Genomic DNA, 25,789 nt, shown 5'->3' with positions numbered 1-25,789 from the left:
ATAAAACTATGCTAATGAGGGGTTACTGAAAAAATTTTTCCTAAGGTAATATTTAATAAGTTGCCTAGATATAGGAATCCGGTTTGATTCTGTAAATTTACTTGTGTGGTCAGGGAACTCTTAACTGGGAACAGGGAACAGGAAAGACAAAAGACGGAACTAATACCTACTAAGTCTTGTATGGCTACGCCACCCAAGCTATCAAAAATCAGATAGGAGTTCTATATGAATAAGTAGGTGAACACAATCAAACCAAACTGTGTAAAGAAACGTAAGATCGCTGAGAACTTCTTCACTTTTGCCTTGCTATAACGACAATTTTCAACGCCAACCTACTTAGCAAATATTTGAAAGCATCGGTAAATTGATTTTTATTAAAATATTTCATTGTCTTATCAAATTGTATACTTAAAAATTTATATATAAATTTTTAGTTTTGTAAACATTTTCAGTAGTAAGCATTCACCATATAAAATATATGTAGCAATTCTAAATGAGCCGCGAGAGTTCAAAAGGCTCAAATGCTTATAAAACAAGGGTTTTTATCTACATATTTTCCCAGAATTGGGTAGGATTGCTATGGTCGTATAAAGGTAGGCCTCAAATTACAGCAGAAGATTGCAGATTAATGAGGTGCAGGATCTAAATTCAAAACCAGACCGCAAGGCAGTTTTACCCCTAACTCCTGACTCCTGACTCCTGTTTTAATCTAATCACTTGTGTTATTACAGATAAAAATAACTCACGCTGTATAATTAACCCATCTTCTCAATCAATACCTTGTTCATTTTCTGCTGTGTTGGGTTAAGCGACAGCGCGACCCAACGCTCATGTTGGGTTTAATGCTAATTGCTCCGCGTTCACGCAGTGTCCCGCAGGGATACGTTTACGTTCCACAACCCAACCTACAAATCAGGGCTTTTTCTAATTTGGACAAGGTATTGCTCAATCAAACAGTATTTTGATTATTGGCGAGTAGTTCATTTATATTAGCTAAATCCAGGATATATGTGGCAACAACAACAAAAAGATGGTGTAATTATCAAACTGGCCCTATTAATGGCCATAACCACCGCCCCAATGGTAGCAAATTTCTTGATTTCCCTACCCATCCAAGCGGAATCCAAGAGTAAAACTCCAGATTTTCCCCTGCCGGAAAAGGTAGAAAATGGGACTGTAGTTAAAATTGATGGTTCTCGTAACGCCCTACTTGTCAACCAACGCTTAAAAGAAAGGTTTGAAACCCAGTTTTCGGGAACTCAGGTAGAAATTGCCATCAATGGCAATGAAGATGCTGTAAAAGCCGTTGTAGATGGTAAAGCTGATATAGCATCCCTTGGTCGCAACCTCACTCCAGAAGAAAAAGCACAAGGTTTAAAACAGGTGCTAGTGCGTCAAGAAAAAATTGCCATCATTGTTGGTATGAATAATCCCTTCTATGATGGCTTGACTACTGAGCAATTTGCCAAGGTTTTTCGCGGAGAAATTACAGATTGGTCACAATTGGGAAATGCTAAGGGTAAAATTAGATTTATAGATCGTCCCTTCGATAGTGATACTCGTAATTCCTTTGGTGAATATTCAGTATTTAAGTCTGGCCAATTATTAACAGGTGCAAATGCGGTGCAAATGGTGGCAGATAACACGCCTAACATTATTAAAGAGTTAAATAATGACGGCATCAGCTATGTGTTGGCAAGTCAAATTTCTAAATTGCCAGATGTGCGGGTATTAAAAGTAGAAGATTTTTTGCCAGATAATCCTAAATACCCTTTTTTCCAGTCTTTTGTTTACGTTTATAAAGCAAATCCCAGTCCTAAAGTTAAAGATTTTCTAGGTTTTGTTTTAGCTAAACCAGGAGAAGAGTCTATAAAAGAGGCTAAAGAAGCAGAAGCAATTGCTATTGCAGCTAGATCAATACAAATTATGTCTGTGCCTATGGCTAACGTCTCTACAGCTACGCCTTTAACAACTCCTTCAGAAACACCTACAGTTTCTCAAAGTCCCCTTTTAGTAACACCAACCCCTGAAACATTAGCTATACCCGAACCTAAAGAAACTGGAGGGGAAATACAGTTGATAAATCCCTTTGATAATCCCTCCATCATTACCAAGAATATGCGGTTTTTCTTACTAATACCTTTATTGCTAATTGCGGGATTAAGTAGTTTTTTGCCATTGTGGTTGAGAAGGAAAAAGCGAACTACCAGCAGCAAAGCACAGACATCCTCAAATCAAGAAAGTGATTCTCTTCCAGAGACAATGTTTACTCTGTCAGATTCAGAAGCATTTGCATCAATATTAAATAATAATGGCAATAGTAATGGTAATGGGCTTAATAGTGCAAATTACTACAAAGAAGATGATGACCAGGAAATAACGGCAGTCAGTAATATAGCCATTATGGATGCACCACAGACACCTTCCTCCAATAATCAAATTCAGGAAATGTCCGAAATTAATCTTGATCTCAACTATGATGAAGTGGCTTGGGAGACAGAAGACCCGGTAATTGTCGTCAGTAGTTACTTTCCACAAATCCCGAATATTCACCACCAGCCAATTAATGCAGATATTTCCAGCAATGAAGTCAGTAATATTCCATTAGAAGCACCAGAAACGCCTGTAACTAAATCTCATCAAAAGATTACATCCTTATCAGAATTACTTGGTATTACCTCCACACCAGTTAAGCCAGATAACAGCCTCACAGAAGTTCTGAACCTAATCCCAACACCTCAACCAGTCAGCCAATCATCACAGACTCAAGATTTATCATCTGACTTACCATCTGATTTACCATTCGAGTTAGGTGAGGCTTTAAACGCTATTACTAGTCAAATTACCCTCAATACCCCGGAAATAGAAGAAGAAATATATCCTACTCCCTGGCATCTCTCAGCTACAAATGAAGCCATAGCAATGGAATTAGATGCTGAAATAGAAGCCTGGACTAATATTAATCCCATCAATGCGACTGGAAATACTAGAATTATTTTCACACCCCGCACTCCCAAATGGGCTTACCTATCTTGGTATATTTCTGAGGATCATCAACAAATATTGCACAATCAAGGATTTACCATTTTGGCTATCCGGCTCTATGATGTTACCAATCTTGACCTCAGTTATCAGCTTCCTCATTTCGATGCACAATACGAATGTGAAACCGCAATCAATGATCGTTATGTACCTATTCCCAGAGGTGAACGGGACTACATGACAGAAATTGGTTATGTGAATAATGATAATCAATGGTTGTGTTTAGCGCGTTCTGGAACAGTTCGCATTTTTAGTCGTCCCAGCACAGATTTCTGGGTTGTTGTTGATACAGAATTGGTTCTTCATGGTGCTACAGAAGCGGGTGCAAATGTCACCATTGATGGTCAAAAAGTTAAGGTCAATTCTGATGGGACATTTAAGTTAACTGTTCCTTTTGTGGATAATTTAGTTGATTATCAGATAATGGCTACTTCTGCTAATAGAGAACATACGAAAACTATTGATCAGAAGTTTTTCCAAGAACAAAAAGAGGGTTAAGGAGTCAGGAGTCAGGAGTCAGGAGTCAGGATAAAGAAAGAAGAAAATTCCCCTCTTCTTCCTATTCCCTATTTCCTGTTCCCTGTTTCCTCCGAGATTATTTACCAATCATGGCAACAATAATAGATAAAGGAACATGAAAAAAATAATCTCGTTGAAATTGTTCTTCTCTGACTGCGGCTAAAAATTGGTTAATAACATGATCTGCTGGTTGGAGATGATGTGTAGAATCCCAGATTATTTGTAAATGATTATCCTGACCTTGGATGATAAACCCTAAATGTTTTAATGCTTGAAAACCCAAATATAGGCTTTGGTCACTAATACCTAGTTTCTCTAAAAGTTGGACATGGGTAACAGGTTGATTTGTGCGACTGAGGTATTTAGAAATTCCTACTAAAGTCAACCAAATGTCCTTGGGAGTTAAATTATGGGGTTTTCCCCAAGCAATAACTAATTGTTTTTTCTGATTTAGTGATTGCTTGAACCATAAACGCAAATTATCCCAATTAGTAGGACAATCTTGCATAATTAATAATGATTGTTCTGGGTTTAGTTCTGTTAAACCTTGTTGATTTCGCCAATCTAAAATCAATGCTGAATTTTTGGTTTTTAATTCGCTTTCGGTATTAGGACGGACGGCAATTAATCTAATCTCATAACGTTTTTTAAAGCTGTTAAAATCAATTTCGGCAATACAATCACATCTACCAATAGGCAATTCTTCTTTATAGTGTCCCCACCAAATTCCCGGAAACGGATTGTTGGTAGAATTATCTCGAATATTAAAGTCTGTTTTAATATATTGGATTTTATTGCCTTTTAAATCTTCTTGATTTTTATGCCAAGAATTTTCAAACCAACAGTTTTTAATTAATAATTTGGGGATAGGATTGCCCATTCCACAGGGTTCTAATAGTTTTAATTCTAAAAATAAATCCTTGCCTAAATCGGCAACTGTCACCACCAAGTCAGCTTGCACTGTCGGAGTGAGATTTATTCCTCCTAAAGATTGACGTAATTTCTGGTTAACTGCGGCTGTAAATAGGGGGATATTTTCTACTAATAAACTCAAACCCGCTGCAAAGGGATGTCCGCCAAAACGATGTAATAAATGGGCTTGTTCTTGAACTAGTTGATATAAATCAACGGAGTTAATGGAACGGGCAGAACCTCGGGCTAGAGATGGGCTAGAATCTGTCTGATTTTCCTTTGCTTCTGTGCTTAACAAAATTGTCGGTCGTCCTGTTTCTTGGGCAATTTGTCCGGCAACCAGACCTAAAACACCACCTGCCCATTGAGGATCTTCTAAAACGATGACGCTGGTGGTTGATAAGTCTAATTGACTGAGTTTTTTAGTAACTTGGACTTGGACATCTTTTTGTAAAGATTTGCGACGGGAATTAGCTAATTCTGTTGCTTCTGCAAGTTGTTGACAACGCTGCATATCTCTACTGGTTAATAATTCTACACAGAAACTAGCATCACCATGAATGCGACTAACGGCGTTAATGCGGGGACCCAAACCAAAGGAAATATCTGTGGGGCGATCGCCACTTTTCTGGCATAATTCTAATAATTTACCTACACCTGGTCTTCTTCTTTCTGCGGGTGGTTTTTTATAATCTGTGTGTAATTGTTGAATTCCCAACTGTGCCAAATAGCGACAATCACCACTTAATTGGACTAAATCAGCAATTAATCCTACTGCGACTAAATCTAATAAATCTGTTAATGGATGTTCGGGAATATCTGGTAAACTTATATATAATGCTTCCACCAATTTATAAGCAACTGCCACACCGGAAAGATGATATAAAGGATGTTCTTTGGCTAAATAACGCGGGTTAATAATGGCGACGACCGGGGGACGTTCTGGTGGTAATGTATGATGGTCTGTGACAATTACATCTATTCCTAAATTTTGGGCATAGATGATTTCTGAAATATTTGTACTGCCTGTATCACAAGTAATAATTAATTTACAACCTTGATCTGCTAAATTATCAATTCCTGACTGATTTAAACCATGAGATTCTGTTAACCGATTGGGAATATAATAACTTAATTGACGATGTTGCTGAAAAAATTCACCTAAACCATCCCATAATACCGCAGTCGAGGTAATTCCATCGGCATCAAAATCTCCCCAAATAACAATTTTTTCTCCTGTTTTTCCCGCAGTTATTAACCGTTGTACGGCCAAATTCATTTCCTGACCAAATTCAAAAGAATTGGCAGGTTGATAACTTTGATAATTAATAAAAGCCGCTAACTTTTCTTGATCTTGAATTCCTCGTTGCCAAAATAATTGAGCAGCAAAGTTACCACCTGTTGTTGGTGCGTATTTTTTCACTAATTCAATAAACCAATCTGGGGGTTTTTCTTGTGTTGTTAAAATCCATTCCATTTTAAACCACATTCTAACTTCTGTATTTCTTTCTTTGCGCCTCTGCGTGAGACAATCTTATTCATTAATTCAAACTGATACTTCAGCAATATTTTCGAAACTAGGAAAATTCTGGTCAATATCCATAGTTTCTTCTTTGATTTTTTGACGTTGACACCTCATGGCATATTGACAAGATTCACATATTTTCTGGGATTTGGCAATTTGTGGTAATGATATATGATTTTGATAATCTTTTACCCATTGTGTGAGATTGTTTAATAGTTGATTTAATTCCTGTGCTGTTTTCTGATGTTCTTTTTCATTATAACAAAATTTAATATGTTTAGTTTGCTCTTTTGATTGCACAAACCAGTAGGTTAGGGAAATATTTTCTAATAGATAGTTGCTAGTTTCCCCTATGACGTACAGATACAGTTTCGTTTGCCAATTTTCAGCTAATTTTTCTCTTTTTGGTGGTTGGGGATAGGTTTTCCAGTCGAGAATCTGGGCTTGATTTTGGTCGGCAATTAATAAATCATAAATGACTGTGAGGAGATAATTGCCAATTTGTAATGTTCGATAATGTTCGCTTTCTCGAAAGGTTTGATGATCAATATTAGTTATAAATATTTCTGGAGCAATTTTACTAAATTCAGTCATCCAATTTTGCAATTGAGGATCTGCTTGTAGTAATTTATTAATAGGTAAGTCCATTTCCCGCTGCTGCATCAGCAAGTGAAACCGACTACCTAAAATTTGATATTCTTCGTGTTTAGGATCTAGAGGAGTATTTAGTTGTTCTAAATAGCTATGTTGGAATTTGCGAGGACAAGCTGCGAGTAGATTTAGATGTCCTTGGGAGAGTCGGAGTATGGGGGGAGAAGTTGGTAGCATGATTCCATACAGTAGAATTAAGTAAAAGTTTAGGAGTGCTAAACCCCTACAGACCAATTTTTTGTAAATTTATTCATTTAATCTAAATAATGACATATTTTTATTTTTCTCAGCAAAAAAACTTTGAGGTTCTTGTAAAAAAAAGCCACATAAAACCGCACAAATTAAACTTGACATCAAAATTCTTGCGCTAAATCCTTGTATACTTTATTATCTAATGGTATAAACCATATTCCCCACTTCACAATGTAGTATCCATCTTTTCAAGAATTATTCCTAATAAGGGTTAAATTGTTCAATATTAATACTTAAAATGATGGATAAAATATGTGTTTTATTAGACGATAAAAAATAAAATTATGGAAATATTCGCGTATTACAAAATGAAGTGCGGAAAGTGGAGTATAATACTCAAGATGTGAAATTTGATCCGGTGGAGGAGTATCAATTAGCGTGATGAATAAAATTTTTAGACAGATGTTAGTAGCGTATTTAACAATATGTACTACAGGGATACTATTGCAAATGCAAGCTTTAGCTGAAGAACAATCTCCTACTTTAGCAACTAATCAGTCCTCACAGACAACAACAGACAGCACTGAAATGAGCCAAGTCACTTCAGTTTCTCAACTCAGTGATGTGCAGCCGAATGATTGGGGATTTAACGCATTACAGTCTCTTGTAGAACGGTATGGCTGTATAAAAGGCTATCCAAATCAAACTTTCAGGGGTAATCGTGCAACAACACGCTTTGAGTTTGCGTCGGGATTAAATACCTGTTTAAACCAAATTAACGAACTAATAACCCAGGGAACTGGTGATTTGGTAAGAAAGGAAGATTTAGCTACTATCGAGCGATTAAAAGAAGAGTTTGGTAATGAACTAGCACAAGTACGCGGACGGTTAGATAACCTAGAATCTCGGATAGGAGACGTGGAAGCTAATCAGTTTTCTACCACTGCTAAACTCAGTGGTCAGGTGGTAAGTTATGTAGGAGATATATTAGGAAAAGGTGACGGCAGTACAAATAATACAATATTAGGTTATCGAGCTATTGTTGGAGTTGATACTAGTAGTCTGTCAAGAACTAATTGACGGGTAAATAAATTTTCCTTCTTTCCTTCTTCCTTCCTTCGTGTTCTTCGCGTCTTCGTGGTTCATTCCTTTATCCGTCAAAATTTATTTGACAGACTACTAGTTTCACTGGTAAGGATAGTTTGGGGATGTCGTTAATGTCTTCAAATTTCAGTGACTTTCAAGCAAGTGGTAACGGTGAAGCTAGTCTTTCTGGTAGCAGTACCGGTGATGGAAAGTTGCTTTTAATTGGATTACAATACCAGTTCCCGCTAACTAACAAATTAAAGGTTTCTTTAAATGCTGTTTCCAGTGATAGAATATTAACAGCGACTATCAATGCTTTAGCGGGAACTACGACTGGTGCTGTGTCTGATTTTGCCTCTCAGAATCCCCTATCTTATCCCGTCAATTCTACATCAGGCATAGGTGTACAATGGCAGCTTAGTAAATGGCTGAGTTTGGATCTTGCTGCTGGTCAAGAAAATGATGCTAATGACCCCCGCACAGGAATTTTTGGTGGTGGTGGTTATCTTGCATCTATCCGTCCAGTTTTACAATTCTCTAAATTCCGAGCATCTTTGTCTTTGATCCACACTTACTCTCCCGAAAATGGGATTAATACAGCTAATGGTAGTAAGCCTGCTGCTGTGCTTGGTGTTGGTCCAGTGGTAGCGAATAGCTATTTAGGTGCATTTAGTTACCTATTTTCTCCAACTTTTGAGATTGGCGGTAGCGTTGGTCGTAGTTTTGCTCGGGCTTTAGGGACTGGCACTCAGGGAGATGCTGATGTCTTGACCTATCGAGTGAATTTAGGTATCCATGATTTGGGTAAAAAAGGTAATTTGGCTGGGATTATTTTTGGGATGCAACCCAGGTTAACTGGTACGAGCAATGATACGATCGCTTTAGGACTTGGTTTACCAGCAGGACAAAGGAGCGATCGCAGTACCGGATTGCACCTTGAAGCATTTTATAGCCACCGCATCAATGATAATATCACTATTACTCCCGGTATTTTCTGGCTAACAGCCCCTAATCATAATGATATTAACCCAGATGTGGTAGTGGGTGTCATTAGAACTGCGTTCACATTTTAAATATACTCAAAACGCTTGGGACATGGACTTTTGTGAAATCACGAAAACATAGATTTGTAGGGGTTTAGCTCATGCTTTAACCCTACCCGGAGAATCAAATAATTAAGCCATCTTGGGTATAACGGCAGGTGCAGGGTTTACCTGCCCTCCATTGCATTAATTCATTTTAAATCTAATAATCTCAGGATGACTTCACCATCGTTATCAGTATAATTACAGTATTCGAGACTAGCTAAAGTGGGTAAAATTATTTTTGTTGTCATCCTGTCAATTACCAATTACTTAGTAAAAAATAAAAGGTAAAAGGGTGAAGTGTGCATTCCTCATTCATCCTCTTACCTTTTTCATATACCTGATGCTTATCCTATATTATCTCGTGCATCCCTCACTGCGGCAATAAAAAAGAATACGGTGAGCGGAATGCTCAAAGCTAAGATAATAGCAGTGGTTGGGACACCAAAATCTGGTTCTCCATAACTCAATTCAAAAACTGAACCAACAGCGGCGATCGCTGCAACACAAGCACCACCTAAAAATAAACCGCTTTTTGGAGTTAAATACACTACTAGACCACCCTATACTACTGGTTTCACTGCCTGATACGAGAAGCCATTTTTAGATAACTCTTCGTTTAAAGTCAAGGAATTTTCTACACGATCTACAAATACCACACCATTAAGGTGATCCAATTCGTGAAGAATACAGCGACCGAGTAAATCTCCTGCTGTTAAGGTTTGGGGACGGCCATACTCGTCTTTATAGGCGATTGTTACCACTTCTGGACGTTTTACATCTAGAAAGACGTTAGGAATACTCAAGCACCCTTCCTGAGCCACACAGAGCTTACTGCTAACCTGTTTAATGGTAGGGTTAATTAACACTAATGGCGGATGATGAGGTTGATCTGGTTCAATGTCAATCACGATCAGTTGTTTATTGATGCCAACTTGAGGTGCAGCCAAACCAATGCCATCTGAGCTATACATAGTTTGCAGCATTTCGCGTACTAGTAGGCGGAGTTCGTCATCTATTTTAGTAACCCGCTTTGCCGGTTGACGCAAAACGCGATCGCCTAAGTAGTGCATTTGCAAAGGTGGATTTTTTAACTTTTTCTTCTCGACAGCAATATCAGATGGCATGGTTTTCGATGGCTTGATAGTGAATAATATATTTTAATTCTATCGTTAGTAGGAAGGGAACAGGGGCAGGGAGCAGGGGGAGAGTTTTATTACCACTGACCACTGACCACTGACCACTGACCAATAACTAAACTAAAGCCACAGGACGACTACCGGCAGCATGACGGTCAATTACTTGATCAATCAAGCCATATTCCCTAGCTTCAGCAGGGGACATGAAGAAATCACGTTCTGTATCTTCAGAAATTCGCTCAAAAGGTTGCCCAGTATGTTCAGCCAGATATTCATTCAGCCGCTGCTTGTGATACAAAATTTCGCGGGCTTGAATCGCAATATCAGTCGCCTGTCCTTGTGCGCCACCGAGAGGTTGGTGAATCATAATCCGTGAATGGGGTAAACTCATCCGCTTACCCTTTGTACCCGCGCTGAGGAGAAAAGCTCCCATACTTGCGGCTAATCCAGTACAAATTGTACAGACATCGGGGCGTATATGCTTCATTGTATCAAAAATGCCCATACCCGCTGTCACTGAACCACCGGGAGAATTAATGTACATATATATGTCCTTCTCCGCATCCTCAGAATCTAAAAACAGCAGTTGGGCAACAATCAAGTTAGCCAGATTGCTATCAACCTGTTCTCCCAAAAAAATAATCCGCTCACGCAACAGCCGTGAATAGATATCAAAGGCACGTTCGCCTCGACCCGATTGTTCAATAACGATAGGAATCATTTAGGGTGTTTTTAGCTATTTTTCATTTATTCTATCGGTGACAAAGGCTGATTGTGTTGAAATTGCCGATTAAGATTCAAAGAAACTGGGCAAAGAGAACAGATAGAATTTTTTGTGAAGAAATATATCTTATGTAAATATCAGTATTTATACGGTTTCTAATAATTGAGTAATTGGAGTATTAGAATCATCTGTTTCCGTAAATTTAAAAATAAATTTGTATTTTCAGGACACTTTTTAGAAAAACAACCGTCCCAGTTGTTAGGTACACATAAAGAGAGAGCTAGATCACATTCTTTAACAGATTTCTGCGATATTCTCAAATTATATTCACCGAATCCGATAAACCAATAACGCAAAGTGTATTGAGAATAACCAGTTCCGATGGAAGTCCCATCCATATAAATGAAGAGAGGGGTATTATGCTAGAAAAACTTATACAAGCAGCCTTTATTACATTTTTATTGCAACTTATCGCCGTATTGAGTAACACTACTCCCATACGTCCCAAAGCAGTCTCACCTCTTTCAGAAATGTCAGTGCCTATCATTAGTTCGACTTTTCAAGTTGCGGAGTAAAATGCAAGATATAGGAAACAGGGAATAGGCAAGAATTTGCCCTTTCCCTGATTATCAGTCTTTTATTTTTAACACAAACAGCAGAAGTCCGACATCTCACTCTTAGAAATGTGGGATGAATGCGCGTGAGTGAGGAATTGACCATAATTTTTAATGTCCACCTAATTAGATTGATTATTTCCACCTGTAATGCTGCGGAAATATAGTCCACCAATACTAATCAGAAATACCAAATACCCCACTGCTTGAACAATATAGATTTTGTCCCTATAACCAAATAATGATTTAAGAATGATACCGGGGAACTGTTCATCAGATAAGATTTTTTCGGTATTCCAAACTATTGGACCTAAGATGCAAGAGTGAATTTTGGTAAAGTGTTCATAATAGAAACAAAGATTTTCTGAAGAACGACTACTCAGGGACAGGTTAGCTATAGCTTCATCAAAATGTTGTAACCCGGAAACTACTAACCCAGAAACAATTAAGATTAATAAAACGCCCATGATTTGGAAAAATTGGCGGATATTAATTTTCACACCCCATTTAAATAATAGGACTCCAATGGCTGCGGCTGTGGCTAAACCACCCAATGCGCCTAAAGTTGGTAATAAACCTTGTTGAAAATTGGCGGCAACAAATAAAACAGTTTCAAATCCTTCGCGGACAATGGCGACTAAGATTAAACTAAAAACTCCCCAAGCAGCATTTGAGTTTTTACCTAATGCGTCTGTGACTGCTCCCTCAACTTGTGCTTTCATAAATCTGGCTTGTTTTGTCATCCAGATTAGCATCCAACTGAGCATAACTATAGCTAAAACACTAAATATACCTTCTAATGTTGGCTCAACAACGGAGGTATATTGAGGATTAATAGATCCTAAGAATTTAATGATCCCCGTAAATAAAATACCGATTAAGCCACTAACTATAATACCAACAATAACACCAGCATAAACCCAAGGGTTCAATCGAGATTGTTTGGCTTTTTTTAATAATGCGAGGACAATACCCACAACTAGAGCGGCTTCTACACCTTCTCGGAGGGTAATTACAAAAGTAGGTAGAGCGGTACTAAAATTCATTTTATTAGTCGGTTGTTAGTTGTCGGTTGTCAGTTGTCAGTTGTCAGTTGTAGATTTTGCTGCTTCTCAATTCTGACTCCTGACTTCTGACTCCTGACTTCTGCTGTATTAGCTGAAATCGCGTAACATTTTCTTGAGTTCGAGATTGTGCATCTCTTCTTGTCCGATCATACCACGAGTAAATTCTTCTAAGTAGATACTGGCATTACTGACGACTTCTAGAAGACTTTTGTACATATCCAAAGCTTTCTTTTCATGGGATAAACTTTCTTGCAAGATATCCTTAACGTTATGTTTGAAAGTTTCTTCCATTGGAGCAATTCTCAAGGTAGGATGTCCTTCTAAACCTGTGAGAATTTCCCCGACTTGTTGAGCATGAAGTAAGGATTCTGCGGCTTGCGCTTTGAAGAATGCCACAATGGGGATTCGATTAGGTCCCGTCACCATTAAGGAATAATGGGTGTAACGAACTACCCCTGCTAGTTCAAATTCCATGATGGCGTTGAGAATATCAATGGTTTTTTGGTGGTCGAGTTCTTGCATTAGTTGTTAAGTTGAGCAAAGTTACATGAGGAGAGTTTTTAGCTACTAATTATTAGTGAGCAGTTATACTTTTTTCAGGTTTTAAAACCCCAAACTGGTTTCACTTTTAGTTTTTAACTATTTTCTCTCTTATTCACCATTTTAAACCTCTGATTCTGGACTTCCAATGGTGTGAAAATACTAATTTTGTGCTTTAGTGCTGGTTTTTGTTCACACTTTTTGGGTATTTTCCTCGATGATTTTTACTAGCTTGGTAACATCTTCTGAAGTGCTGACTGCTTGGACTGGAGGGATAGCAGTAGGCCAAACTTTCACCAATTCCATAAAAGCTGTATCTATGGCTTTGTGCGACTCAGGATGTTGTTGAGTCATTTGGCTAGAAATACCTTTATATAGTTCTTGAGAATAGACTATAAAGCCACGAGAATCTTGATACTCAATGGGGGCGGTAATTTTGCCGTTGGCAATTGCTGCACCATATTCTGAGTTAGCGGCATCTAGTAAACCGTTGATAACTTGGAGAACAAATTTGGGTTTGCTACGTTCTGCGGTTGGTAAAGCGGCGATCGCACTATCCACAGCTTGCACGGAAGTGGTAAAGTTAGTTTTAATTTTGGCATCCTTGGGATTAGATTTAACTAAGTCGGTTAAACTTACCAAATTACTTTTAAATTCTTTAACTTTGCGTTCTTCTAGTTGTTCTTCAACATCAATATAAATCTCCTCAACTGGGTGTCCAATATGGGGTTGAGCCTGTTTAGGTTGATTTTGATCTAATAATTCTTTGGCTACTAAAAGATGCCCTTTCATTAATCCCAATTTGGTCATGTAATCAATATCTTTTGCTTCACCAGTCAGCACAACTTCCTCAACTGTCACCATGTCTTTTATTTGATCAAACTGGGGTTGAGTAATAACTTTTTTGCTGACTAAATCCCCTGGACTGGCGTAAGGACGGTTGGCTTGAATTTTGTTTGATAAAGCTGGGACTCCCAATGTAGCTTCTAATTTATCTAACTGCGATAAAATTGCATTATTGATATTAATTTTAGCTTTATTACCATGACCACCATGAGCGCTCATTTCTACAACCGGAACTGTGCTTTGTGTTTGCATTTCTGCTTTTGGTATGTCGCTGGTACAAGAAGTCAAGGAAATCATGGCACAAGCAGCGATAGACAAGAATAAATAACGGAATTTGATCATTGTTGCTCCTGGTAAACTGTTAATGTTTGTAATTTAAGGATTTAGTAGTAAGTAGGTTGGCGTTGAAAATTGTCGTTATAGCAAGGTAAGAGTAAAGAAGTTTTCAGCGATTTTACGTTTCTTTACACAGTTTGGTTTTATTGTGTTCACCTACTGAGATAAATTGGCAAATATTTCGTTTTAGATATAATTATGATTTATCATAAATGCAAATATTTATCAACTATTTTTCTAAGAGACAAGTATAAATTAACTAAATTTGGGTTTTCTTAAGTTGCTAATCTTTCTGAATTTTGTCAGGATTTATTGACCGATTTTTGGGAATCTTTTTCCGCGATTACTTCAAACTGTCCCATACATCCGCTTTCAGCGATCGCATCTTGATGAGGATGAAACATATATTTACCTGGATAGCGGAAAGCAAATTCTAAAATGTGCCTTTCAGCGACACCCATTGTTAAAACATCGGTTTTCTCACTGGGTGTCATTGTCATACCGGAACGATAAACATCAAAAAAGTTAGCGTGCAGGTGAAATGTCACAGCAGGATCAAATTCAATAATATTCAAAACATAGACCCGGATTAACTGATTTTTGTAAATCTGAATGGGGTGGTGCATATAATGATGTGGCACACCATTAAAAGCATAATATTCATTTTTGTTATCATCATTTACATCATACCCAGACATAATTAAAACAATTTCATCAGCAGGGGGACGAGGTTTAGGCGGGTCAATGACAAACATTCCATATAAACCTTTAGCAATGTGGCGAGTAACTGGGGCAACGTGACAGTGATATAAATGAACGCCATAGGGTTCGGCATCAAATTCATATATGGTCGCCCTACGGTTACTTACAGGTCGTATTCCATCCATTTCAGCAGGATGAACTCCATGAAAATGTAAAGAATGGGAATGTCCAGCATTATTGAGAAAAAGTATTCTTATTCTTTCTCCTTCTTTAGCCCGGAGTGTTGGTCCGGGAATCCGTCCGTTTAAGTCCCAAATGTTGTAGGAGACAGCACTATTAAGCTGAATGGTGGAAGTACCAGCAGTTAGCTGAAATTCGCGGACTGTGCGCCCATTTTCCTGCTTAATTGTCCCATAATCAAAATCTCGTAATACCTGCATAGGGTTAGTAGCACCATTAGATGCTGCCATTTCCATCGGTGGTACTCTGACACTGGGATGATTTTTGGTATTCAACATCTGCCAAATTGCCGCTGCACTTAGGACTCCAGCGCCGGATAATCCTATTTGCAGCAGTTGGCGACGACTCCAAATTTTATCTTTACTGAAAGTAAAGTTGTCAGACATGAGACTAATAGGGATATGGGTATATGAGGAATTGCAAATAATTGGCAATTAGCTTTAGGTATAGTATAAAAATTAGGAATTATTGTCAATAACTTGGAAAAATAATTTTCAGGATTTAGATCCCCGACTTCTGAGAAGTCGGGGATCTTATAAACAACTTTAACGAAAATATTTAAAGTTTTTCGGACCTGTGTAACCTGTGATCTTTCCTAATTCCTCTAGAGTCTGGACTCCGCCATAGCTTTTACCATTAATAATCCAAGTGGGGAAACCTTCAATTTTTGCAGCTTTACATAATTCTGGTTTACCATTGGGACTATCGCCAGCGCACTCTACCTTAGAATTATCATTAATGATTTGATAAGCCTCTTTACCAAAAAGTAGCTTTTGTTCGTGACAATGGGGACACCAATAGGCTACATATTCCTTCGCACCTACTTTAACAAGATGTTGGGCTAAAGCTATTTCGGCTGCACCAGATTTAGTGGTAATTTCCCAGCCAAAGTCAGGATTTGGTTGTTCTTTAGGTGTGAAGGTAATTGCTGTGGGTTTTCCATCAGTTGCTTCGGTAATATTACCTGATGGATTTACTTGAGAATAAACTCCTAAAGTCCCAATTAGCGTTACCATTGCCACAATCACAGCCGTAAATAAAAGTTGTCCGATGTCTTCCCAATCTCTACCCATGACGGTTAACACTAACATAGTTAATGCAAACAAGGCAGAGGCAATACAGTACAGACAAACAGCTTGGAGTTGAAATGCCAGGATATACATTAAGTATCCACTGAAAACTGACATAGCGATCGCTCCCACAAACAGCAACCACCAAGTTAAATTTTCTAGTTGTTTCTGACTTTTGTGATTTTCCCCTGCGTTCAATGCTAAGGGAGCTAAAGCCAATATCAACATCCCCATGTATGCCAATAAACCAAATACAGGTAATGGTTGACCGAAAACCGTAGCCCAGGGACTAGAAAGGACATCCACGCAACCTTTAACATTTTCTGGGGTAGTACAAACCGGAGTGCTGCCGGTCAGCTTTTGATAGGTGAGATAACCTGTATTTAGGATACCAAAACCAGCAATAGTTGCGATCGCCGGACGCGACCATTTATGAATCCAAGGAGTAGAACGACGACGAATCATAATATTGGTAATTGGTTAGTTGTCAGTGGTCAGTGGTCAGTGGTTAGTTGTCAGTGGTTAGTTGTCAGTTGTTAGTGGTAATTGGTGACAAAAAACTAACTATCCTCCTAATCATCTAAATCAAAAAAATCAAAAAAATCATAGTTCAGACACGGGCAGCTTCTATAAATTGGCTGACGCGAATCGGATCTATTGGTTGCTGAATTTGACCATGACGTTTGAGAGAACTAGAAACAATCACCCCGTCTGCGGCTTTTAACAAAGTACCCACATTTTCCCAACTTGCACCACTACCAATAAAAACGGGAGTACCAGCCGCCGCAGCACTAGCTAGTTCCAAATCCTCTTGGTCAGGAGGACTACCAGTAGCCCAACCAGATAAAATTACTGCATCAGCCAAACCTCTTTCAATGGTATCTTTAACAGCAACCGTCAGATTAGGAGAACTCAAAGGACGGGCGTGTTTTACCAAAACATCAGCAAAAATTTTCACATCAGATCCTAATTCCCGACGATATCGTAATAATTGATGAGCTTCCCCTTCAATTAAACCTTGATCCGTTGCCATCACACCCGTGAGAACATTAATTCTGACAAACTGGGCATTAACGCAACTAGCAATAGCGATCGCACTTCTACCATCATTGCGTAACACATTTAACCCCAAAGGCACAGTCACCAAATTCTGGATGCGTTGCACAACCACAGTCATAGCACTCACAACTGCGGGGTCAACTTGATTTTTCGTAAATGGGGCATCAAAAAAATTCTCAACGATAATTCCATCTACACCTCCACTGGCAAGGGCTGTGGCTTCTTGTTCGGCGCGGTTAATCACTGCTTTGAGACTACCTCCCCAACGGGCTGAAGTCGGAAGAGGGAGCAGATGTACTACACCAATAATTGGTGTTCGGGTTTTAAATAACTGATATAAGTCCACGTCTTTAATTTACTGGTCACAGTCTGGAGTTCTTGCCTAGCCCCACTCTCTCCAGACGAGGGGGTAACAAAATGGCATCAATAACTAGACAGGAAGAATCAAACAAAAAATGTAGATTCTCTAGGCATTACAGCCTTCCGCCTTTTATACTAATAATATAAGTTGCTTTAGGGAACAGAAAACAGGAAATAGATGATTAGTCATGGGTAATTAGTAATTTTTCCCATCTTCCTGCCCCTGACCCCACCTTTTTATAGTCAAATTATTGCCTCCTCCTGAAGATATAAATTAAATTCCAACCTTCCATAAGATATGTTAAGATAGAATCTGATGACAAGAGGAGTTTGCCACTCACAAGATGCAAGGCAGCTTCCCGGCATTTCATTGCAAATGTCCGAGTAGCATTACTGCTTGATAGGCGTAGTCGCCAATGCGATTTCCCCAGTTGGGTAGCGGCTTCTCACAACAGACCTCTTGGTCGGCTTCCCAACGGGTAAATTAACAACGCCCACGCTGCGGTAATGCAAAATACCATTAAGCGAATTGTTAAAAATATAATGAGTGTCAAACTTACCCAAAGACACTTAAAGAATACCCTGGGAAACAAATTAGTAGAAGTATCATAACATGACCCCTATCAACATGATAGCTGAAGGTCGTAATCTGGCTTTTACTAGTTAAAGTTGCTAGTTATATAGGTTAAATCTGGTAATTAGTAGCGGGTAGTTGGGTGGAAATTATAGCAGGAGTCAGAAGTCAGGAGTCAGGAGTCAGGAGTAAAACCCGCTTCATTTTCCTGGTATCTTTTGGTGTTTGCATATTCCTAAGCCAACGCTTGAATGTTAATTAACAAGGAAAAACGGAAGATCTATTCAAAATATGGTTGAAAAGCCAACGATTGCCATTTCTCACCTGGGCTGCGAGAAAAATCGAATTGATACAGAACATATGCTAGGACTGCTAGTAAATGCAGGCTATGGTGTAGATAGCAACGAAGAAATAGCAGATTACGTAATTGTTAATACCTGTAGTTTCATCGAAGCGGCTCGACAGGAATCAGTAAAAACCCTAGTAGAACTAGCGGAAGCCAATAAAAAAATCGTCATTACTGGCTGCATGGCGCAACACTTTCAAGAACAATTATTGGAAGAATTGCCGGAAGCAGTGGCGGTAGTGGGGACAGGAGATTATCACAAAATCGTTGATATCATCGAGCGAGTAGAACAGGGAGAACGAGTTAAAGAAATTACTACCGAACCTACCTATATTGCCGATGAAACCACACCCCGTTACCGGACAACCACCGAAGGAGTAGCTTACCTGCGTGTAGCCGAGGGTTGTGATTATCGGTGTGCATTTTGTATTATTCCCCATTTGCGAGGAAACCAGCGATCGCGTACCATTGAATCAATAGTCGCCGAAGCCCAACAACTGGCAAGTCAAGGTGTCAAAGAAATAATTCTCATTTCCCAAATCACCACCAATTACGGCTTAGATATTTACGGGAAACCCAAATTAGCCGAATTACTGCGGGCATTAGGCAAAGTAGATATCCCTTGGATTAGGATGCACTACGCCTATCCCACTGGACTCACACCAGATGTAATTGCGGCCATCCAAGAAACCCCCAACTGTTTACCATATTTGGATTTGCCTCTCCAGCATTCCCATCCAGAAATTCTCCGCGCCATGAATCGTCCTTGGCAAGGGCAAATTAATGATGGGATTATGGAACAGCTGAAAATTGCCCTACCATCAGCAGTGTTCAGAACCACATTTATAGTTGGTTTTCCTGGAGAAACTCAAGAGCATTTTCAACATTTATTAGAGTTTACCCAACGACATAAATTTGATCATGTTGGTGTCTTCACCTTCTCACCAGAAGAAGGAACTCCCGCCTACAATCTACCCAATCAAATTCCCGCAGCAGTGATGACGGAACGCCGTAATCGCCTAATGGAATTACAGCAACCAATTTCTTTCCAAAAAAATCAACAGGAAGTCGGCAAAATAGTTGATGTCCTGATTGAGCAAGAAAATTCCGAAGGGGGAGAATTAATCGGTCGTTCCGGCAGATTTTCTCCCGAAGTTGATGGTCAAGTCTATGTTAAAGGAGAGGCTAGGCTAGGAACCATCGTCAAAGTAGCAATTCAAAGTGCCGATGAGTATGACCTCTATGGTCAAGTTATCAATAGTGATAGATTATCTTCCTATCTGCTATCTGCTGTTGTATAAGACTTAATTTACAAATAAGTATCGGCTCACAAGTTCAAAATTGACAATCAAATCTAGGAGCATTAATGAATTTATCATTTCAAGAATTAGGCATTTCCCAAGAACGGGCTGAACTGTTAGAAAGCATGGGTTTTTCTGCACCTACAAATATTCAAACCCAAGCAATTCCTCAACTATTAAATGGTCGGGATGTAGTTGGTCAATCCCAAACAGGAACAGGCAAAACCGCAGCTTTTTCTTTACCAATTTTAGAAAAACTAGATCCCAGCTTAAAAGCTGTACAGGCAATTGTTTTAACTCCAACTCGTGAGTTAGCAATTCAAGTTCATGCGGCTGTTTCCCAATTTATTGGTAACAGTTACTTGAAAGCAGCGGCTATTTATGGTGGTCAATCAATTGACCGCCAAATTATGCAACTCAGACGGGGGGCGCAAATCGTTGTCGGTACACCAGGACGGGTCATAGACTTACTAGATCGTGGTAACTTGAAATTAGATCAAGTCAGATGGTTTGTCTTAGATGAAGCGGATGAAATGTTAAGCATGGGCTTCATTGATGATGTGGAAAGAATTCTTTCTCAAGCGCCTGAAGAAAGACAAACGGCCTTATTCTCAGCGACAATGCCACCATCAATTCGGATGTTGGTAAATAAATTTTTGAACTCACCGGTGACTGTCACCGTTGAACAACCCAAAGCCGCACCAAATAAAATCAATCAAGTGGCTTACATGATTCCCCGTCATTGGACAAAAGCTAAAGCTTTACAACCAATTCTGGAAATGGAAGACCCAGAAACAGCTTTAATCTTTGTTCGCACCCGTCGCACAGCCGCAGAATTAACCAGTCAATTACAATCTGCCGGTCATAGTGTGGATGAATATCATGGTGATTTGTCCCAACAAGCCCGGGAACGCCTATTAATTCGTTTCCGCAACCGTCAAGTCCGTTGGGTAGTAGCTACTGATATTGCAGCGCGTGGTTTAGACGTTGACCAACTTTCCCACGTTATCAACTTTGATTTACCCGATAGTGTGGAAACTTATGTTCACCGCATTGGTCGGACTGGTCGGGCTGGAAAAGAAGGAACGGCAATTTCCTTAGTTCAGGCATTTGAACGCCGCAAACAACAGGCATTTGAACGCCACAACCGTCAAACTTGGCAGATTCTGTCTATTCCGACCAAGGCACAGATTGAAGCCCAACATATTCAGAAATTAAGAGGACAAGTTGCTGAAGCTTTAACTGGGGAACGGTTAGCTTCCTTCTTGCCGATTATCAGCGAAATGATTGAGGAATATGATGCTCATGCGATCGCTGCTGCTGCTTTACAAATCGCCTACGATCAAACCCGCCCCGCTTGGTTACTATCAGGAGTAGACCTACCTGTTGAGGAAAGCCCAACTCCCAAACCCAGAATCAACAAACGTGGTGATAGTGGCGAACGTGAACGCAGTTCCGGTGGTGGTCGCGGTGGTCGTTCCTCTTGGTCAAAAGAAGGCAAGGGTAACGACGACAGACGCAGCAGCGGTGGCGGTAGTCCCAAACCCAAGTTGAAAATCACTCACAATGAATCTTCTCCTAGTCCTAGCAATCACAAGTTAGGTTTACCGACAGGTAGAGAATAGATGGGTTGTCAGTTCATCACCATAACAACCTGTTAATAAGCTGATTTTAAAGCCACTTTTACCTCCAGATTAAAACCTGCGAGCTTGAAAGTGGCTTTATTAAGTAATTGGACAAAAATATTTACAGTCATTGCCAGGGAAGGGAAGCAATCATAACTCCGTTCGCGTAGCGTCTCCGAAGGAGAAACTCCTAACACCGAACTCAGGTGGAATCTAGTTCTGTTGTTATTTACCCATTACCCATTCCTGATTTTGGACAAGAGTATGCACTTGCCAATTAGCATCAGTTTCAGGATAATCTGAACGGTAATGTCCACCCCGGCTTTCAGTTCTAAACACAGCACTTTTAAGAATTAATTCGGCAATATCTAATAAATTACGAGTTTCTGCCCAAAGCCGCAATTCCTTTTCAATTTGTGGTTGTTGAAAATTAACTGATTGTGTTGATTTTAAACTCAATAATAATTGACTTAAAGGTAAATCTGCAAAGTCTTCTTGCCAAGATGCAACTTGAGAAATGGCAGTTTCTAAACTTGATTGTTCTCGACAAATACCTGCACTTTGCCAAACTACACGAGGTAAGTTTTTACGAATTTCTGCTAATTGTCTTTGTTGATTTTCCCACTCAATTAGAGATGGGTTAACTGCCAAAGTTTCAGTTTCAATAATATTAACAGATTCCTGTTTTCCCAGTTGCAATTTTCCATAGTCAACATTAGCCATTTGCGCCCCAAACACAATACATTCCAACAACGAATTACTCGCTAGACGATTAGCACCATGTACCCCCGTACTGGCAGTTTCTCCAATGGCATATAAACCGGGAATATTCGTGGCATTCATGACATCTGTGAGGATACCACCCATCCAATAATGGGCGGCAGGTGACACAGGAATGGGTTGAGTAAAGACATCAATCCCCCAATGTTGACAAACGGCGATGATATTCGGGAAACGGTGGCGAATTTTGTCAGGGGGAATGGGGCGCATATCTAACCAGACATTCGCTGTAGCCGGGTCAGCAGCCGTTTTTTGTAAATGACTAAAAATCGCTCGACTGACCACATCACGGGGTGCTAATTCCCCTGCTGGGTGGTAATCAAAGGCAAAACGTCGCCCGGTGTCATCCACTAAATGCGCCCCTTCTCCACGCACAGCTTCACTAATCAGAAAACGTCCCGGTTTGCTGAGGGCTGTGGGATGAAACTGGACAAATTCTAAATCCCGGAGAATTGCCCCCGCCCGCCATGCAATAGCTACACCATCACCTGTACTCACGGCTGGATTAGTGGTTTGGGCAAATACTTGACCACCGCCACCTGTAGCTAAAATCACAGCCCCGGCTCTAATCCAGGTAATTTTCCCTTGATAAAATAGGCTAGTTCCCAAACATTGACCGGTTTTCGGTTCTATCCATAAACTCAAAGCCAAGGCTTGCTGAATGACTTGGATATTTTCACGACGGAGAACTTGATCTGTGAGGGTGGTGGTAACTTCCCTGCCTGTGGTGTCGGCTGCATGGAGAACACGAGGACGAGAATGGGCTGCTTCTAGGGTTAAAGCCAAGTTACTGTCATGACGATCAAAAGCTACGCCTAAGTTAACCAGGGATTGAATACAACTGGGGGCTTGTTCGGCTAGGAATTTGACAGCGGCGATGTCGCATAAACCAGCGCCCGCTTTTAATGTGTCTTCAATATGCAGTTGAGGAGAATCTTCTGGGGCGACGGCTGCGGCTATGCCACCTTGCGCCCAATCACTAGCGGATAGAGTAACTGTTTCTTTAGTAATTAAGCCGACTCGTAAGGATGTGGGTAGACATAGGGCTGTATATAGTCCTGCTGCACCGGCACCGACTACTAAAACATCAAATTGGTTAGGAATATTTATATCAGGCAAGATGGGGTGATAGGTAATGGGTAATGGGTAATGGGTAATGGGTAATGGGTAATGGGTAATGGGTGATGGGTAATAGGGATATTTATTAGACATCTTGCCTTTTGCTTCTACCAATCACCAATCACCAATCACCAATCACCAATTAGCAACTAGGGTTATCTGTAGATACCGTTATTAAAGCGATCGTCGCCTTCGTTGAATATAGACTCTGATTGTGTCACGGTGAAGTTATCAAAGTTAGTTTGCAAAGTTGCTTTTTGTCTATCGCTCAACCCTTCGATATTTAATACATCCTCTACTTTGTCGTAAGGAGCATTTTTGATAATTTTCTTAGCCAAGGTGGGATAAAGTCCTGGATATTGTTGGAAAGCCCGCACATTGGTATTGTTCAAATCAATTTTCTTACCAAATTCGGTTCCCAGCTTCTGATCTGCTCTATTTTGACTGGCGATCGCTAAAACTGGAACTTGATTTCCCACAAAGCTATTGAAACTAACAGCTTGGGCTGTTTGGGTAGTTCCCAGCATTCCCCAGCAACCTAGCAACAATGTAAATACAGTAAATAAACGCACCAATCCTTTCACGATTTTTACCTCTTTTTTTCCAGGAATAATAAAATTTTGCAGCCAAAAGCTATGAACTATAGGGCATAAGCCAGAAGTTTCAGGATATGAGCGCGGTTTCTTTGCTAACTTGATCCCGGGTTCTTCATGGTTTAGCTTCATGGTTTAAGCTTGGGAGCTTGCACAACGGTCATCAAAAACTAATATACAGCGTATCAATATCCATAATATTTACGACTAGTTGGTTTGATTGGACTTTTTCCAGAAATTTGACCTCATAGCACCTCTGCGCCCATTTTTCGGTGTTTGCCTGAATTGATGGGAATTTCACGCCAGAACTGCTGCTAATAAGAAGAGACTATCTACTAAGATTGTACTCAAAACCGCCCCCCCAAAGGCATACCAATAGGGTTGTTTATTCAGTAAAGAAGCTGTTCCTACTGTCATCAGCATTAGAGCCAAAATGACTGCCCAGCCTTCTCCCCAAGGTGTTTGGACTTGTGTTAGGGCATTCTGTAAGATTTGTGAAGCACCAGATGGATCTGTTCTCATAATTTGTCGCCAATAAGGCATCAAATCCACCAAATAAAAATAAATATCGGTTAAAACCGTTCCTAGTAAAGAACCCAGGTAAAACCAATTGCCGACTTTACCCCAATTTTTCGCTAAACACCACACAGCAAAGGGTAGTCCTAGTGCTTCTATGGGTATATGCCAGATCGGTTCATATCTTAACCAACCCCAATAAATCGCACCTGTTAACCAAGTCCAGCTAAAGCCAAAGAGTAAATCTCCCCACAGGTAGGTTTGGGGACGTGACATTAATCTCATACTGAGCCAAACCCACAATCCTGTCATTAATACGCTAAGAATGGGAAATGTTCGCACTAACGGAGCTTCTATGAACACTGGTACTGATACTAAGAATACTGATGCTAAAAATATTAACCAACTTTGTCGGGAAGATAGGAAATTTGGTAAATGAGGATTGTTCAGGCTGTGATTGATATCTACAGTCGGGTTAGTAGCTGTATAGGCAGAAAATGTATGATTAATCAAAGTTTCTAATATTTGTTACTAAACTTTACTTATCTTCAGAATAACATAACTGAAAATCCCCCAGGGGGGCATCTTGATTATACATGAAATTTATTTATAGAGGTATGCACTCAAGTTGTAGGAATAGACCGAAAAATTTGAGATTTTGGATGGGGAATTTTCGGTACAGGTTCTCTGCTCCTTCAGGGCGGAATTGATTAAATAATTTGGGAATATGGTGATTGAATGATAAGTGATTTGTATGGGATTTTGATAAAAAAGAACTTTCTCAATAAACAGGGGTCTATTCTCATGATTATTGAGAATTTTATCAATAATCTAACGAGTTTTGCTGATTTCAGCTTGGGGGCTTGACAGTGTTCCAAGTTTCGGGTATGCTAATGGTACGAGTGGAAAAGTGTGCGCCCATATATAGGGTTTTTATTTATCAAGATAATTATTTCCCAAATAAATTCCAGAAGCAGGGAAATAAGAAAATGATATTTATCCTCATCACCAAAATACCAAGACGTTATCTTGTATCTCAGGATGAAGATGCAATTGCAGTAGATGTAGAACTGGGAAACATGGTTAAAATCTGAGATAAGCAAGTAATTAAGAAATATCGAACTCAGAAATAATGCACACAGACACGATATTCTACCAAATCTTCCTAACTTTTCACACCCTCTTATTTGAAATCCTGGGTGAACCTACAGAAAATGCCAAAGATT

At 39.6% G+C, this 25,789-nt stretch carries 20 protein-coding genes and 1 pseudogene; 7 read left to right on the top strand and 14 right to left on the bottom strand.

Annotation, left to right across the window (positions count from 1 at the left end):
* Positions 1–1,008 precede the first annotated feature (1,008 nt).
* Positions 1,009–3,540, top strand: a complete 2,532-nt coding sequence (locus IQ226_RS13580) for a substrate-binding domain-containing protein (RefSeq protein WP_193896134.1) — start codon at positions 1,009–1,011, stop codon at positions 3,538–3,540.
* 97 nt (positions 3,541–3,637) lie between these two features.
* Here the strand turns inward: IQ226_RS13580 and recJ are convergent, their stop codons facing one another.
* Together recJ and IQ226_RS13570 are read right to left on the bottom strand one after the other, a co-directional pair.
* Positions 3,638–5,950, bottom strand: a complete 2,313-nt coding sequence (gene recJ, locus IQ226_RS13575; protein ID WP_193896155.1) for a single-stranded-DNA-specific exonuclease RecJ — start codon at positions 5,948–5,950, stop codon at positions 3,638–3,640.
* A 69-nt stretch (positions 5,951–6,019) separates the two neighbouring features.
* Positions 6,020–6,826 (bottom strand): PD-(D/E)XK nuclease family protein, encoded by an 807-nt coding sequence (locus IQ226_RS13570; protein WP_193896132.1) that lies wholly within the window; start codon positions 6,824–6,826, stop codon positions 6,020–6,022.
* Positions 6,827–7,282: 456 nt separating this feature from the next.
* Here IQ226_RS13570 and IQ226_RS13565 point away from each other — a divergent pair, with 456 nt between their 5' ends.
* Positions 7,283–7,921, top strand: a complete 639-nt coding sequence (locus IQ226_RS13565) for an iron uptake porin (protein ID WP_193896130.1) — start codon at positions 7,283–7,285, stop codon at positions 7,919–7,921.
* A 119-nt stretch (positions 7,922–8,040) separates the two neighbouring features.
* Positions 8,041–9,000 (top strand): annotated as a pseudogene (locus IQ226_RS13560) (iron uptake porin); the annotation flags it as partial.
* A 359-nt stretch (positions 9,001–9,359) separates the two neighbouring features.
* Here the strand turns inward: IQ226_RS13560 and IQ226_RS13555 are convergent.
* From IQ226_RS13555 to clpP, 3 genes are all read right to left on the bottom strand, one after another.
* On the bottom strand, positions 9,360–9,563 hold the full coding sequence (locus IQ226_RS13555) for a hypothetical protein (RefSeq protein WP_027403670.1): 204 nt from the start codon (positions 9,561–9,563) through the stop codon (positions 9,360–9,362).
* 12 nt (positions 9,564–9,575) lie between these two features.
* A complete protein-coding gene (def, locus tag IQ226_RS13550; protein WP_193896125.1) occupies positions 9,576–10,139 on the bottom strand; it encodes a peptide deformylase in 564 nt (187 codons plus the stop codon).
* Positions 10,140–10,266: 127 nt separating this feature from the next.
* Complete coding sequence (clpP, locus tag IQ226_RS13545; protein WP_193896123.1) at positions 10,267–10,872, bottom strand: ATP-dependent Clp endopeptidase proteolytic subunit ClpP; 606 nt, start codon at positions 10,870–10,872, stop codon at positions 10,267–10,269.
* A 422-nt stretch (positions 10,873–11,294) separates the two neighbouring features.
* Between clpP and IQ226_RS13540 the strand changes: the two genes are divergently transcribed.
* Entirely contained in the window at positions 11,295–11,450 is a 156-nt protein-coding gene (locus IQ226_RS13540; RefSeq protein WP_193896122.1) for a hypothetical protein, read from the top strand.
* Positions 11,451–11,611: 161 nt separating this feature from the next.
* Here IQ226_RS13540 and IQ226_RS13535 read toward each other — a convergent pair whose 3' ends face one another.
* From IQ226_RS13535 to btpA, 6 genes are all read right to left on the bottom strand, one after another.
* Positions 11,612–12,535, bottom strand: a complete 924-nt coding sequence (locus tag IQ226_RS13535) for an FTR1 family protein (RefSeq protein ID WP_193896120.1) — start codon at positions 12,533–12,535, stop codon at positions 11,612–11,614.
* A 108-nt stretch (positions 12,536–12,643) separates the two neighbouring features.
* Positions 12,644–13,078, bottom strand: coding sequence for a bacterioferritin (locus IQ226_RS13530; protein WP_193896118.1), 435 nt, complete (start codon positions 13,076–13,078; stop codon positions 12,644–12,646).
* Between the two features lie 210 nt (positions 13,079–13,288).
* Positions 13,289–14,284, bottom strand: coding sequence for a helix-hairpin-helix domain-containing protein (locus tag IQ226_RS13525; protein ID WP_193896116.1), 996 nt, complete (start codon positions 14,282–14,284; stop codon positions 13,289–13,291).
* Positions 14,285–14,580: 296 nt separating this feature from the next.
* Positions 14,581–15,606: a multicopper oxidase domain-containing protein gene (locus IQ226_RS13520; RefSeq protein WP_193896114.1), complete on the bottom strand. Its 1,026-nt coding sequence runs from the start codon at positions 15,604–15,606 to the stop codon at positions 14,581–14,583.
* A gap of 159 nt (positions 15,607–15,765) precedes the next feature.
* Positions 15,766–16,755: a vitamin K epoxide reductase family protein gene (locus IQ226_RS13515; protein ID WP_193896112.1), complete on the bottom strand. Its 990-nt coding sequence runs from the start codon at positions 16,753–16,755 to the stop codon at positions 15,766–15,768.
* A 145-nt stretch (positions 16,756–16,900) separates the two neighbouring features.
* Positions 16,901–17,695 carry a photosystem I biogenesis protein BtpA gene (btpA, locus tag IQ226_RS13510; protein ID WP_193896110.1) on the bottom strand — a complete coding sequence of 265 codons (795 nt, stop codon included), beginning with the start codon at positions 17,693–17,695 and terminating at the stop codon, positions 16,901–16,903.
* An 879-nt stretch (positions 17,696–18,574) separates the two neighbouring features.
* Here btpA and rimO point away from each other — a divergent pair.
* Together rimO and IQ226_RS13500 are read left to right on the top strand one after the other, a co-directional pair.
* Positions 18,575–19,930, top strand: a complete 1,356-nt coding sequence (rimO, locus tag IQ226_RS13505; protein WP_193896108.1) for a 30S ribosomal protein S12 methylthiotransferase RimO — start codon at positions 18,575–18,577, stop codon at positions 19,928–19,930.
* Between the two features lie 65 nt (positions 19,931–19,995).
* A complete protein-coding gene (locus tag IQ226_RS13500; RefSeq protein WP_193896106.1) occupies positions 19,996–21,555 on the top strand; it encodes a DEAD/DEAH box helicase in 1,560 nt (519 codons plus the stop codon).
* A 225-nt stretch (positions 21,556–21,780) separates the two neighbouring features.
* Here IQ226_RS13500 and nadB read toward each other — a convergent pair whose 3' ends face one another.
* The 3 genes from nadB to IQ226_RS13485 all read right to left on the bottom strand — a co-directional run bounded on the left by nadB (position 21,781) and on the right by IQ226_RS13485 (position 25,076).
* Positions 21,781–23,454 (bottom strand): L-aspartate oxidase, encoded by a 1,674-nt coding sequence (nadB, locus tag IQ226_RS13495; protein ID WP_193896153.1) that lies wholly within the window; start codon positions 23,452–23,454, stop codon positions 21,781–21,783.
* A 155-nt stretch (positions 23,455–23,609) separates the two neighbouring features.
* The gene (psbU, locus tag IQ226_RS13490) at positions 23,610–24,038 is read right to left on the bottom strand and encodes a photosystem II complex extrinsic protein PsbU (protein ID WP_193896151.1); all 429 of its coding nucleotides are present in this window, start codon (positions 24,036–24,038) and stop codon (positions 23,610–23,612) included.
* A 306-nt stretch (positions 24,039–24,344) separates the two neighbouring features.
* On the bottom strand, positions 24,345–25,076 hold the full coding sequence (locus IQ226_RS13485; RefSeq protein WP_193896104.1) for a DUF3120 domain-containing protein: 732 nt from the start codon (positions 25,074–25,076) through the stop codon (positions 24,345–24,347).
* 619 nt (positions 25,077–25,695) lie between these two features.
* Here IQ226_RS13485 and IQ226_RS13480 point away from each other — a divergent pair.
* Positions 25,696–25,789 (top strand): DUF2887 domain-containing protein (locus IQ226_RS13480; protein ID WP_193896102.1); only part of this gene is annotated, 94 nt, incomplete at its 3' end.

Source organism: Dolichospermum sp. LEGE 00240, from assembly GCF_015207875.1.
In the GTDB taxonomy this organism is placed as follows: domain Bacteria; phylum Cyanobacteriota; class Cyanobacteriia; order Cyanobacteriales; family Nostocaceae; genus Dolichospermum; species Dolichospermum gracile.
Note: the sequence above shows the minus strand (reverse complement) of the source record. Positions and strands in the feature narration are given on the sequence as shown.

What these genes read in the sequence shown, in the direction of transcription:
- recJ (WP_193896155.1), bottom strand. Translation starts at nt 5,950, where the DNA reads ATGGAATGGATTTTAACAACACAAGAAAAACCCCCAGATTGGTTTATT.
- IQ226_RS13525 (WP_193896116.1), bottom strand. Translation starts at nt 14,284, where the DNA reads ATGATCAAATTCCGTTATTTATTCTTGTCTATCGCTGCTTGTGCCATG.
- clpP (WP_193896123.1), bottom strand. Translation starts at nt 10,872, where the DNA reads ATGATTCCTATCGTTATTGAACAATCGGGTCGAGGCGAACGTGCCTTT.
- IQ226_RS13515 (WP_193896112.1), bottom strand. Translation starts at nt 16,755, where the DNA reads ATGATTCGTCGTCGTTCTACTCCTTGGATTCATAAATGGTCGCGTCCG.
- IQ226_RS13520 (WP_193896114.1), bottom strand. Translation starts at nt 15,606, where the DNA reads ATGTCTGACAACTTTACTTTCAGTAAAGATAAAATTTGGAGTCGTCGC.
- IQ226_RS13500 (WP_193896106.1), top strand. Translation starts at nt 19,996, where the DNA reads ATGAATTTATCATTTCAAGAATTAGGCATTTCCCAAGAACGGGCTGAA.
- IQ226_RS13540 (WP_193896122.1), top strand. Translation starts at nt 11,295, where the DNA reads ATGCTAGAAAAACTTATACAAGCAGCCTTTATTACATTTTTATTGCAA.
- IQ226_RS13580 (WP_193896134.1), top strand. Translation starts at nt 1,009, where the DNA reads ATGTGGCAACAACAACAAAAAGATGGTGTAATTATCAAACTGGCCCTA.
- IQ226_RS13535 (WP_193896120.1), bottom strand. Translation starts at nt 12,535, where the DNA reads ATGAATTTTAGTACCGCTCTACCTACTTTTGTAATTACCCTCCGAGAA.
- IQ226_RS13530 (WP_193896118.1), bottom strand. Translation starts at nt 13,078, where the DNA reads ATGCAAGAACTCGACCACCAAAAAACCATTGATATTCTCAACGCCATC.
- def (WP_193896125.1), bottom strand. Translation starts at nt 10,139, where the DNA reads ATGCCATCTGATATTGCTGTCGAGAAGAAAAAGTTAAAAAATCCACCT.
- rimO (WP_193896108.1), top strand. Translation starts at nt 18,575, where the DNA reads ATGGTTGAAAAGCCAACGATTGCCATTTCTCACCTGGGCTGCGAGAAA.
- IQ226_RS13565 (WP_193896130.1), top strand. Translation starts at nt 7,283, where the DNA reads ATGAATAAAATTTTTAGACAGATGTTAGTAGCGTATTTAACAATATGT.
- IQ226_RS13570 (WP_193896132.1), bottom strand. Translation starts at nt 6,826, where the DNA reads ATGCTACCAACTTCTCCCCCCATACTCCGACTCTCCCAAGGACATCTA.